An 11,476-nucleotide genomic window follows, 5' to 3' on the forward strand; every position below is an offset into this window, starting at 1 on the left:
ATTAGATACGGTCCTCTACTGGCAGTCTCTTTGTTTTTACGTCTTCGTACGTGAAAGGGTCAATGCCAAATCGGTCACCAAGCTTTTGTATGACAATCTTGAGTCTGGCCATTAGTTCGTACCACTCCCGTACCAGCAAGTCATGACTGATGGTAAAGAGAACAAAACCAATCACTTCACGGCTATGGGTCTGATACAGCTTGATAAAAGCCTGCACCTCCTTGATTACCGCATGCAGCGTCTTTCGATGCCCTAAGACATAGCGCAGGATATAGATTTGAATTGAGTCAGCCCACGCGAAGAGGAAAATAGTATATTCAGGATAGCCTAGTTCCTCCATCCGCTTTGAGTAACCGGGTGAAGTCCATGCCAGCGCAATAGCCTTCTCCCATTCGTAATCCACGATCAACCATGTAGGCTTTCTCGACTCGGGAGTGGCTAACCTGAGCGACTCAAAAGAGTTATAATCTAACTTACGGTTAGTCATATACGTTGTCGATATTGGCGGTTTTGCTCATTCCGTTTTTGACGTTCGATAAATCCAAGTGCTGTGCGTTTCCAGTCCTTCATTGGCTTGCGCTCAGGTCGCCAGTGGGTCGCTGCCGATGGCTTTCTAGTGACCGTCCATCCGTTCGCCTGGTAGCGTTCAAAGAATGATCTTGCAAGCTCAGGTGTGCTTTTTTGTTCCCGGAAGTATTTCACTACCTCCGGGAGTTTGGGCTGCTTCATAATGAGCGGTGAAGGTCATCGACGCTCTCAGTAAGTGTTGACTCACGTGGAGCGAATAGTTTTAAAATTTCAGTCGCGCATCCTACGTGGTCATTCCATACCTTATGGGCGGCAATGATGGCCTGCGATACCTCGTAGAACTTATTATAGTTGTCAAGGCAAAATTCAACATCAATAGCCTCCTGAAGCCGCTCAATTTCGCGTTGCTCCTTCATCTCTTTACTGGCAGGCCAGAGAATCAATGCACCATTAGCAAGCTGCTCATAGCCTGACACCAAATAAGTATCTCCCATCTGCTCCTTATACCTCTCCCACTTCGCAGACTCGACACCACCATAAATAGCAACCATAACCAGCAACTCTTTATACTGTCCTATATCACTGGGTAGGTCAGTCGCTGAGCCGAAGCCAAAGCAGTCTGTAATGTCCTGAAATGGATTATGCGGTTCAGGCTCTTCGTCCGGCTCAGCGAAGGAATACCAATAGTCTGCATAAGGCTTAATATTACCAGCCGCAAAATCAAAGCAGGTTTGATGTAGCTTGGCTAGATGCATCCATAAATTTCGAGCCTGTACGCACATCCGGTGAAGTCGTACCCGGCTTTCGTCATCAATGTTGAGTTGATGTTTCGGGTATCCGTAGGCTTCACTTTGAAGTGTAAAGGCGTATTCGTCAGCCTGAATAGCTACAGAAGCAAACGTAGTTAAATTGAAAAGTGGCTTCACTTTGGTTGGCTCCATCTTGTTAGTCCATTAAATAGAAGTTCGTTGCATCATAGCCAGCATCGCGCAGGTGGTTGCCAATGGCTTCGGACGCTACATGGCGCTTGTTAGCCTGACCGTCCGAAGTCGGGTTAATCATATAACCCCTACCGCACCAACCCCAATCACCTTTATTAGTCGTTACGCCTGCTTTAGCCAGCGCTTCGACTACCTTACGTTCACGTATCATGGGTATAGAAAGCACTACACCATCCATGTTGCAGGCTCCGCCATCATCAATGGCATCAGCGGCCAATTTGCCAGCCTCCAGTGCGGCCTTTACGTCAGCCGTTAGTTGTTCTAAGTCGAGAAACATTTTTATTTTAGGTTATTCAGGACGTGGGAAACCTTCTTTATCCGGATTGTACAGCAGGTAGCCAACAGTTTCGCCGGCACGGTGCTTGTTCCATGCCTTAATGACCAAAGCCAGTCGCTCAACCGGACTTGAACGGATATTCTGAACTTTGTACTTCTCCAGCTTTTTGCGCAATACGTACTCAGGTGATTCCTCCTGAAGATTCAAACCCGACGCAATGGACTGCAAAAAGGCGAGTGCCTGCTCTTCATCGATCTTACCAAACAGCCAGTAATAAAACGCCCACTCAGTAGGGCGGCAAAACTGGCAGTCTCTATACCATACCGAACCTTTATTGTAGTACTTTACCACGTCGTGATTTTCGACGTAATCAAGTATCTCACCATGCGGGATGGCTCCACGATGAGCGCGGCCCGTACTCTCCAATACGCTGTACATGCGCCCCTGCTCGTAGCTTAATATCATGCGTACCAGCCCCGCAACGTTGCGATTGTTAGCATGTCCAGCGATAGAAAGCACGTCAGCAGCTGAGCGGTTTTTGCCCGTATCGAGTACCCTGAAAAGCTTATCCGGCAGGTTGCGAATAATCAAAAGCTTTTGCGCAATGCCTGATTTAACGATTGCCGTTAGACGGTGCTGACCATCCATCAACCGGCCTGATTCTCCAAACCGAATCGGATCATACGTCATTTCCCAGACACCAGCACGCATCTGCTCGGCAAGGAAATTAACGTGCCCAGGCGTTAACGGGCGATTGTGAATATTATGAACCAAAAAGGTTTCAGCTATTTCGGGCGTTACAAGCTCAATAGTAGCCTGTTCAATAACTTCCTGCTCAACAGCAGTATCAACATCAATTAAATCTTCCATGTGGTGATTAGTAAAGAACCTGCCAGGAGCACCCAGCAGGTTCAGGTGAGAAATTAGGACGCTGTTTGCAGGTACTTGGACGCGATAGCGTGTAGGTTGTCAATCTGCCCCTCGCGCTCGACCGCTTCGATATACGGCTCTTTGGTGTTGGTACGGTGCAGGGCTGCATTGAAGTCATAGATTGCCAGCATCTGACCATAGAGCCACGTCCATACGCGCCGGTATTCGATATTCTTGCTCTGTCCGTATGCCTTCACAATCTCAACCACCTTGCCCCGCGTCGATTCCGGGTTAACAGGTCGGTCGCTATCGCTCACCAACAGAGCTGCATCATCGGGTTTGGTGTTGGCGATCTCAAAAGCCACCTTAGCCGATACCGTTGTAATGGCAGTGCCCGTTTTGCTAAACAGGGTTTGCGAAGCCAGTTGAAAGAAGGTGAGCACGGCATCCAGTTTGCCCTCTAACTCCACCAGTCGAGTCTCAACATTGCTAGGCTTATGGTTCTTCTCGGCTTCGACGGCCGCAATAGCCTGCTTGAGCAACCGTTGCGCTGGGGTTAGTTGCTCATCGTTTTCATCTCTCTCTACTGGTTGTGTGTCACCCGCCGGGGTGGGTGGGTTAGTATCATCGTTAACTTGATTAACGTGGACAGGTGACTCAGTAGGCTCGTCTGTTTCGCCGTTTTTGATTCTGGTCAACTCGCCCTCGGCCCAGGGTGAACGGTCTTCTTTTGCCAGCAGAATAGCCGCGTCGATTGTAAGCACATATTCGAGCACTTTTCGTCCCGTGTCAGGGTGCTGAATCTTGGTTTTGATGTAATCGGTATTCTCAACCAGACCCAAAGTTTTGACTCGGTTGTTGATCCAGTTACAGAACTGATCTTTAGGGTCTTTATAGCCTGAAAAGGCGATGCAGAGGCTACGACCGGATATGATGAAATCGCCTGACGTAGCAGGGTAAACATGAATGTACTGTTGCATGGGGTTGTTAAGGTTTACTAATTGTAGCTGTTAGCGTAAATTGATAAGGCTGTTCGCCGGTCAGTTGAAGTAATTCAGGATGCTCAAGGGCATTGCCAGTTACCAGATCGTCAACGCCCTCGTATAAATAGCAAGGGTCGTATTTATCAAAATCAGTTAGTGCCTCCAGAGGAATAGAACAGAAAGCACCTCGATAATAAATGACTCTGTAGAACCTTGAATAAGCGTAGGGCCAGTGAGGGGGGTCTTTTTCTATATCGAAACGGAGTATATCACCCTCCCACACCTTACGCCCAAAAGGATCACGACAACCAGTGTACTGCATTAAGATGCAGTCCTTACGCTTTAATGGATGGTCGACTATTGCATAGTTCTCAGCATCTGTCTTTTTGTCATCCCAACGAAACGTTACGAAGTCCACATCGAAGTCTATGTTATAGTGCATAGTCTTCGATGGAATGTGCCACGCTCTAAACTGCAACGGCCTCCGATAGAAACTTTTCTTTGACATAATCGGGTAGCAGGTTGAAGTTTTCAAACACATTACCTATTATTCTCCTATAGTCGTAACCCTCACTGATGACTGATTGCATGGCCGCTAGGGTCTGTATAGGCTCCAAAGGATAAAATTGTAATTCGCCAAAAGCGCCGTGCATGAACTGAATAACGGCATGGTGTTCATATAGCGGATCTTCGTCTTCATCGGGGTCATCCAGTATGCAGGAGTAGTAAAGAATATCGCCCTCAAAGATTTTATTACCCTCACAGTCAAGCACTCCGGTGAACTGGAGCAATTCGCATTCGTGAAATTTGAAAGGAGACTCATATACATCATCCCATTGCTCAATCGATGCATCGCCGTCTAACTGATGGGTTATTGTTTCGTCTTCAAAACAGATGCTATGTACAGGGTACATGCGTTGTGTTGGCTTATGCCAGACACGAAACTCAAGCGGCCGCATTCTCAGGAGTGGATTCAAGGTCATCTAACTCCTTATCCTGCGCGCCGTGGTAGTAAGCCGTTAGTAGCTCATATAACCCGTTATAAAACCAGATGTGTTGCTTAACACTATGATAGTCCTTCCGTGGCGAATTGTCATCAATCTCTTCAGGAAAGCGATCAATAGTCAACATGAAGCCATGTTGAAGGAAATCCCTCATGCACATCAGGTTGTCAGAATTGTAGCGATTTGAGAAGAACGAGTTAATAAACCAGTGTATGTCGGTGCCTTTAATTAAAGCCACAACTAGCATATCCAGAAACTCGAATACTTGCCGAACATCATCAAGACGTTGCGTCCAATGCCCGGGGATTGACTGTGTATCCGTTACGACATCATCACAAAAATTTAATACCCAGGTCAAGCAGCATCGGCGAAGTTGACGAACATATTGAATCGACAGCCGCTTATCTCCGCTCAGAGTTCGAGGTATCTGCAATTGATAGAAATCCTCAACCGATAAACTGAAGTCGTCGGGCCAAAGCCCAGTTGCCTCAACTACCGATTTTTCGCGCCACCAATTGAGTCTATCACCAGGAACCTTGCCCATTGGAACTTTAAAGGTGTCAGCCAATTCAGAATTAAGTTCGGGGGTTAACCGGTATCGATTTGCAAGGATCTCTAGTGTAGCTAGGTCAATACCCCGTTTGCTGGCTTTTAAAATGTCGTCTTTGGCAATTGCGTTGAGTCCGTCTAGGTTTGGCATACGGACCTCATGCTGTTTTTGAAAACTGCTCATAATTTATTGTGATTTAAAAAGTTGCGTGATTAACAAAACAGCTTCTGTACTCCGCTTCCTGCCGTTCGTAAGCTTCCTTATCCTCGGTACCGTTTAAGTTTTTTATTAGAAGGTCTTGGAAATATTGACCCTTATGGGCTTGAGCTTTCAGATAGTTGTGGAAGCCTATTTTGCAGACGCTTTCAAAGATTTGGCGTTGCATCTCCTTTGCTGTGTCGTAGTCTTCCTTGAAAGAGGCTGCGCTGGATACATCTTTGCCGGTAGCGTCGTGCTCAAAAAGGACAACCTTTAGCCTTTCTTCACGAAGCATCTCAAGAGCCTCAAAGAGTATTGAGGCTTTGTTATTTTGATAGCCTTCACCCCAAATAGAGACATCCAGATCGAATGAATAGTCTGCCTCAAAATCAGCAGAGATGTACTGACTTTTGGTTTTTTCGTTTTTACGCATACATTTGTGATGATTTAAAAAGTTAACTGCACTGACCCCGACGCCCTTCGCCGGGGTTTCGTCTTTAGTGGGCTCCCGTTGACTTTGGAGTTAGTTCGTACTTTTCCAGAAAGCTCTGTTTATCCTGATCGAGCCGCTTGTTAATTTCCGCTTGATCGAAAGGGTTGTGTCTCAGTTGTTCTGGTGTTAGCCAATAGTTGTGCTGAGCCAAATTGATTGCCTTTAATGCAATCTGCTCCAATATGCCATCGCACTGATGCAGTATGTCGTGGTGCCCCTCAGCCGCTTCAAAATCACCTCGGCCGATTTCTGTGGCCATAGCCTGGACTTGTATATCTCTGTACTGGGATATAGCAAACCATGCAGTCTCTGCTATCGAACCACTGCTATATCTTGAATTTGTGTTTAGAGCTATGTCAATTGCAAGCTCGGGTTGGGGTGTTACTGTGTCCATGTTTGATTGATTTAAAAAGTTATACTGCACTGTCTTGAACCGGCATCTACGTGTCGGAGTATTTCATTTTTGGGTTAGACGCCTCAGATTGTCTTTAACCTTCGCTTTGCCTATCATCCCGTTTTTAGTTGCGTATTGGTCAGCCGCATCATCGAGCAATGCGCCGGTTGATCGGGCAAGTCCGAGTATGCGTCGGCGGTGGTTCACCTCAAAACCTGGTGCTATTTCAACCAGTGGAAACTTTAGGTGTGACATTTCTTTGCGAAGTGCTTTAGCTTTCTTGCCGCTCATAGTGGTGCTATCGTTTGTGGGTTAGATTGAACTCCTTTGCCCGTTCGCGGTCTATGGCTTCATCACGACTAGCCCGGTGACGTGCTTTCATGCGCTCAATCATGGACCGTTTCTTGTTGAGCTTTACGAACTCGGTCGGTTGGGGCAATGGGCTAGTTTGTCCACCCCGTGTGATTTTTAAGAACATAATGGGCTATATAGCCCATTGACGGGCAAAAAAATTTCCGGGTTCTTTTCAACCAAATTATCGCGCTCGGCTTCCAATTTTTTTAGTTCTTGATTCAACTTCACCATTGTTGCAAGCTCTGGTTTGGTCGTACCGCTTAAAATCTTGTAAATCCGTGGGTTAGAAACACCCATTGCAGCAGCTAGTTTTGACTGCCCATCGTCAATGTCCGCAATACGGGCTTTAAGTCCCTCAAAATCATATTTCATATGACTTGCTTATTACCGTTTATCCGTTATATTGCCGTTACATTAACGTTAAACGACCGTTAACGTAACGTTATAGCCCAAAGGTAAAAACAATTTGTGATATTTAGCCCAACGATACAAAAATTTTTTTTGCCTTATGCTGACCACACCTAATACTCCAACCGCACCCCTCTCTACCCTGGTACTTATGGATATAGTAGGCTCTCAGGAACGCAAGCGTTTGAATGAGCTTTTTATGGAGCAAGGCTGGAAGCAGGCCGAGGTTGCCAAAGACCTGGGGTATAAAGACCATAGTGTCATTAATAAATACCTTCGTGGTCGACAGCGTGTATCTGAGTCGTTTTTGTACAAACTATCTGAGCACCCACGTTACCGGGTTTCGGTCAAGTTCATTAAATCGGGCGTTGGTCCAAAGCTTTTACTCAAAGGAACCGGCAACGCGGTACATCAGGAGTCTGAAACGTTACAATTTATAACCCTCCCCTACCTGCCGGTGCCAGCACGGGCAACGTTTGCGGAGATGAGTGGCAGCGAGAATGAATATGGTTTTCCCGAAACGTGGACAATCATCCGCGATCCAAATGAAAACTATAATGAGAATTGCGTAATCGAGGTCAACGGTGACAGCATGGAACCTTACTACCCATCGGGTACAAAAGTTCGCTGCGCTCCGGTTGATCGCAGCAACTGGCAGTATATCAACTCAGGTGTATTTGCCGTGAGCTATGCCGGTTCGTTTGTCATCAAACGGATTAAGAACAACGATTTTCATAAAGGCTACCTGATGCTGCACTCCGACAATACCGAAACGGGTGGATCGGTTCAGGTGCCAATTGAACAAATACGATCAATCTTAAAAGTGTTGCGGGTGGTCGATGGGCCTGCGCGATAGATGAAACTACGTAGTACTATACCGACCTGTCTAGTGATCGCTATGGTTTGCATGGCCATCAATGGGTGTGGTGCCCTGGGTATCGGTAAAGAGTGCTATACCTGTACAACCGAAGCTGCTTTCGCTTCACAAGCGAAGAATTTTCAAAAAGTGACAAAGGAGTTTTGTGATAATGACGAGATGAACAAGTACAGGAAAGCGAACACTACAACTGTAAACGGCATAGTTATTCAAACAACCTGCGTAACAAAATAATAAAATCAGGGCCAGCCACGGGGCCATTTTGCCCCCAATATTGCCCCCAACCGATAGAGCTTGCGAACATAACTTACTGATTAACAAGCAGTAATGAAAAACATACAGAGAGGTGTCCGAGTGGTTGAAGGAGCACGCCTGGAAAGTGTGTATACGGGCAACCGTATCGAGGGTTCGAATCCCTTCCTCTCTGCAATAAATCCTAAAAATCAAGTAGTTACAAGATTTACATACAGAATTACACACAAAAACGGAGAATACACAATGTATTCTCCGTTTTTGTGTTTTTAGCTAACTACCTTAAAAGATGACATGAAACAAAGCAGATGTAACCGGTCGATTAAGTAGTCATATAATTTGTCCTGTCCTGGAGTTATTAAGAGATTCGGGACAGGACAAATGAGAATTTGGCGAATATCTAAAACTAGGGAACTTGGCACTGGTATGGACTTGCTGGATAATATTTGGGGAAATTCCTATATATGAGTTTGGTTATATTACTTTGGTAATTATCACAAATGGTTAATATATGTTTACAACAGCCCTAACAGTACTCAAAATACAATATCAGTTTGTGAAAACTGACAAAGAATATCATCTAGTGATGTAAACACAAGGTGGTATGAAAATAACATTACATCTCAGGACGGCCCTTATCGCTTTCGTTTGGCTACTGGTTGCACTTTCTCCCTTATTTAGCCAGGTAACCCATAAAATTAAAGCCCATATTACAGGCTTAAGCAGCAGGTCGGTTATTATTCAGTATTCACGGGAGGGAATGTTCTTTTATGACACTGTTAAAGTACATCAGAGTCAGTTTATGCACCCCATTGGGGAAACTGATGGATCTATTGCTACGCTTGTACTTACTACAGCAACTCAATTTTCATTCTGGCTCGAATCACCACTTACTTCAATAACCGGTACGCTGGGCTCAACGCCTAACCTAAGATGTACGGGAACACCCGAGAACGACCTGTTAGAGGTGTACCGGCAACAGATTGAGAGGCCTTACAGCCTAAAGAAGCAAGGAAAATCAAGCGCTGAGGCCGATCCTATCGTTCTTCAAGAGTACAAGGCAACTCGTCAATTTATAGAGCAACATCCTGCCACATTAACGGCTGCTTATTTACTCTATTGGCAAGCGGTCTACGATACGACTATTTACGATCAACTAGAAGGGCTTTATGCCAAACTGAGTCCATCCGTAAAAGCCAGTTATTGAGCTCAAAAGGCAATCACTAGAATTAATAATTTTAGAAATCGACCCCGTATTGGTAAAAAGTTACCCACTTTTAAGCTACTGGATGCTACGGGTAAAACTATATCGCTTACTTCATTTGCCGGTAAGTACGTACTATTAGACTTTTGGGGCACCTGGTGTGTACCCTGCATACCAAGTATTCCTGAATTAAGGGCAATCCACAAAAAATATGGAAACCGTTTAGCGATCATTAGTATTGCGCTTGAACGGCCAACGGATCGAGAGAAGTGGCTGAAAGCGATAAGTAAATATGAAATGAGCTGGACACAAACCGCTGAATTTACCAGTGCCAAAGAAGGGATTAATAGGCTCTATAATGTAATTGAGTACCCAACCTTATTGTTGGCCGATCCTGATGGTATTCTATTAGCCAAGATAAAATATGGTGAGCGATTAGACAATAAAATTGGGCAATTACTCGCTAAGTGAAACTATATCTGCCAAAGAGGCAATGCGACCCTGCTCTTTTAGCTAAAGGGTTATGTATCTAGTTGTAGATATTAACCTACTTAAAGGTGTCAAGGTGTCAACCCCCCTATATAGTGTTTGACACCTTGACAGTGTCAAAATAAGCGTTGACACCTTTATTGACACCTTGACACCATTACGTTGTTTACATCTATCTCTCCAGCGTGTGGATTCCCAACGCTGGGACAGTTCTGATTTGAAATCGGAACTGTCAAAAGGATCACGTTTCAAACGCGAACCTTCACCAATGCGAATGGTCAAATCACCAGCGTTGCAATTTGCAACGCTGGTAAAATTCGTATAAGAATAGAACCGTCGGATTACCCAGCGTGGCTGTTTGTCAGGCTGGCAACTTCAGGTATAGTCGAAAGTGTCCGGCAAAACTGTCCCGTCCCAAAAGTGGGATAGGGGACAAACAGTACAGAAACCTGTAAGTAAAGAAACCTAATTAACGCTTTTCAATACACTAGGTAGCTTAGTCTTTTTTGCTATGAACTGGTGGATCGTATTTCAACTTGGGCAATGGCTGTGCCAGATAACCAGTCCACAAGAACTCTATTCGTTGAGTGATCAAGCTTTCTTCGCTCAGTCCATCGCCCTGCAACCCATGGTTTTAAATAAACCCGATACGACATTATTAGATATTGCCCTCTTCCAGGCAACCAATGAGGCTCGGCGGCTGGCGGGTGTAGCTCCACTTCAGTACGATCCAGCCTTATTCCAGGCCGCTCGAAACCATGCGGAATCGATGATTCAATTTGACTATGTAGCCCATGAAGACTTTTATCAACTCGATGAGCTGACACTGCTCAAACGGATTCAAAAACAAACCCATCGATTTGGCCGAGTAGCCGAAAACATCGGTCAATATCAAACCCTTGATACCGCTGAATGGTATGGGATACGTTTTAACACCCGGCGTCAGCAGTATGAGTATCTCGATGCCGAGAGTAAGCAACTCTACCAGCCCTATAATTATGCCCAGTATGCTCGGTATGCCGTAAGCCAGTGGCTAAATTCTCCTCATCACCGGGCTAACCTGCTGAATCCTGCCTTCACCCATGTAGGTTGTGCAGGCCGTTTATCTAGAGCGCCATTTAAGCAGCGTCGCGCTCCATTTGGTCGTCTGGTGCAGAATTTTGGGATTCAGCGCCTTGCTACCCAAATTAGCCGGTAACGTCAAAAGTTTATCGTATAAATTTATGAATGCTTATCCATAAGCTGTACCAGGAGTAGCCTAGTGGACTTGATAAAATCACCTGGCCATTTTGCCATCTAATCTACTTAGCGGAAGCACTAGTATCAGTTGACTAAAACTTGTTCTACGTTATGAAAAATCATAGTTGTCGACTTATCTCTTTTCTGCTTATCCAGTTACTATTCTTTACTAAAAATGCCCAAAGCTAAACGGAGCAAGTTTGCAGTTCGGGGAGGGTTAAGCGGTGGGTTTGATCTGGGCATTGCCGCCAAGAGCAACTACATCAAGCCTAGCCTGCTGTACGTCGTCAAATGAAAGTGGACAAAAGGGGTGAAAATGGGAAGAGACAATTCCCTAAATTGTTTCACTCAAACC

At 45.4% G+C, this 11,476-nt stretch carries 18 protein-coding genes and 1 tRNA gene; 5 read left to right on the forward strand and 14 right to left on the reverse strand.

Annotation, left to right across the window (positions count from 1 at the left end; genetic code table 11):
• Nucleotide 1: 1 nt before the first annotated feature.
• The 14 genes from IC229_RS27595 to IC229_RS27660 form a co-directional block, all read right to left on the reverse strand.
• The gene (locus IC229_RS27595; RefSeq protein WP_190891004.1) at nt 2–487 is read right to left on the reverse strand and encodes a hypothetical protein; all 486 of its coding nucleotides are present in this window, start codon (nt 485–487) and stop codon (nt 2–4) included.
• On the reverse strand, nt 484–729 hold the full coding sequence (locus tag IC229_RS27600; protein ID WP_190891005.1) for a hypothetical protein: 246 nt from the start codon (nt 727–729) through the stop codon (nt 484–486). The genes IC229_RS27595 and IC229_RS27600 overlap by 4 nt, the downstream gene beginning before the upstream one ends.
• The gene (locus IC229_RS27605) at nt 726–1,469 is read right to left on the reverse strand and encodes a hypothetical protein (protein ID WP_190891007.1); all 744 of its coding nucleotides are present in this window, start codon (nt 1,467–1,469) and stop codon (nt 726–728) included. The genes IC229_RS27600 and IC229_RS27605 overlap by 4 nt, the downstream gene beginning before the upstream one ends.
• A 4-nt stretch (nt 1,470–1,473) precedes the next feature.
• Nucleotides 1,474–1,806 carry a hypothetical protein gene (locus IC229_RS27610; protein ID WP_190891009.1) on the reverse strand — a complete coding sequence of 111 codons (333 nt, stop codon included), beginning with the start codon at nt 1,804–1,806 and terminating at the stop codon, nt 1,474–1,476.
• Nucleotides 1,807–1,818: 12 nt separating this feature from the next.
• The gene (locus IC229_RS27615; protein ID WP_190891011.1) at nt 1,819–2,676 is read right to left on the reverse strand and encodes a hypothetical protein; all 858 of its coding nucleotides are present in this window, start codon (nt 2,674–2,676) and stop codon (nt 1,819–1,821) included.
• Nucleotides 2,677–2,729: 53 nt separating this feature from the next.
• On the reverse strand, nt 2,730–3,656 hold the full coding sequence (locus IC229_RS27620; protein WP_190891012.1) for an antA/AntB antirepressor family protein: 927 nt from the start codon (nt 3,654–3,656) through the stop codon (nt 2,730–2,732).
• A 7-nt stretch (nt 3,657–3,663) separates the two neighbouring features.
• Nucleotides 3,664–4,101 (reverse strand): YopX family protein, encoded by a 438-nt coding sequence (locus IC229_RS27625; RefSeq protein WP_190891014.1) that lies wholly within the window; start codon nt 4,099–4,101, stop codon nt 3,664–3,666.
• 25 nt (nt 4,102–4,126) lie between these two features.
• Nucleotides 4,127–4,642: a YopX family protein gene (locus IC229_RS27630; protein ID WP_317171649.1), complete on the reverse strand. Its 516-nt coding sequence runs from the start codon at nt 4,640–4,642 to the stop codon at nt 4,127–4,129.
• Entirely contained in the window at nt 4,605–5,396 is a 792-nt protein-coding gene (locus IC229_RS27635) for a hypothetical protein (protein ID WP_190891017.1), read from the reverse strand. The genes IC229_RS27630 and IC229_RS27635 overlap by 38 nt, the downstream gene beginning before the upstream one ends.
• 13 nt (nt 5,397–5,409) lie before the next feature.
• Nucleotides 5,410–5,844, reverse strand: a complete 435-nt coding sequence (locus IC229_RS27640) for a hypothetical protein (protein WP_190891019.1) — start codon at nt 5,842–5,844, stop codon at nt 5,410–5,412.
• Between the two features lie 64 nt (nt 5,845–5,908).
• A complete protein-coding gene (locus IC229_RS27645; RefSeq protein WP_190891021.1) occupies nt 5,909–6,163 on the reverse strand; it encodes a hypothetical protein in 255 nt (84 codons plus the stop codon).
• 198 nt (nt 6,164–6,361) lie between these two features.
• Nucleotides 6,362–6,589: a hypothetical protein gene (locus IC229_RS27650; protein ID WP_190891023.1), complete on the reverse strand. Its 228-nt coding sequence runs from the start codon at nt 6,587–6,589 to the stop codon at nt 6,362–6,364.
• Between the two features lie 7 nt (nt 6,590–6,596).
• Nucleotides 6,597–6,776, reverse strand: coding sequence for a hypothetical protein (locus tag IC229_RS27655; RefSeq protein WP_190891024.1), 180 nt, complete (start codon nt 6,774–6,776; stop codon nt 6,597–6,599).
• Entirely contained in the window at nt 6,767–7,024 is a 258-nt protein-coding gene (locus IC229_RS27660) for a helix-turn-helix domain-containing protein (RefSeq protein ID WP_190891026.1), read from the reverse strand. The genes IC229_RS27655 and IC229_RS27660 overlap by 10 nt, the downstream gene beginning before the upstream one ends.
• A gap of 136 nt (nt 7,025–7,160) precedes the next feature.
• Here IC229_RS27660 and IC229_RS27665 point away from each other — a divergent pair, with 136 nt between their 5' ends.
• The 5 genes from IC229_RS27665 to IC229_RS27685 all read left to right on the forward strand — a co-directional run bounded on the left by IC229_RS27665 (nt 7,161) and on the right by IC229_RS27685 (nt 11,080).
• The gene (locus IC229_RS27665; protein WP_190891028.1) at nt 7,161–7,916 is read left to right on the forward strand and encodes a LexA family transcriptional regulator; all 756 of its coding nucleotides are present in this window, start codon (nt 7,161–7,163) and stop codon (nt 7,914–7,916) included.
• A gap of 361 nt (nt 7,917–8,277) precedes the next feature.
• Nucleotides 8,278–8,364, forward strand: a tRNA-Ser gene (locus IC229_RS27670).
• A 429-nt stretch (nt 8,365–8,793) separates the two neighbouring features.
• Nucleotides 8,794–9,396: a DUF4369 domain-containing protein gene (locus IC229_RS27675; protein WP_190891029.1), complete on the forward strand. Its 603-nt coding sequence runs from the start codon at nt 8,794–8,796 to the stop codon at nt 9,394–9,396.
• Between the two features lie 48 nt (nt 9,397–9,444).
• Nucleotides 9,445–9,864, forward strand: coding sequence for a TlpA family protein disulfide reductase (locus tag IC229_RS27680; protein WP_317171651.1), 420 nt, complete (start codon nt 9,445–9,447; stop codon nt 9,862–9,864).
• Nucleotides 9,865–10,393: 529 nt separating this feature from the next.
• Nucleotides 10,394–11,080, forward strand: a complete 687-nt coding sequence (locus tag IC229_RS27685) for a CAP domain-containing protein (protein WP_190891031.1) — start codon at nt 10,394–10,396, stop codon at nt 11,078–11,080.
• The last annotated feature ends 396 nt before the right edge of the window (nt 11,081–11,476 follow it).

This window comes from Spirosoma profusum (assembly GCF_014699005.1).
Lineage (GTDB): Bacteria > Bacteroidota > Bacteroidia > Cytophagales > Spirosomataceae > Spirosoma > Spirosoma profusum.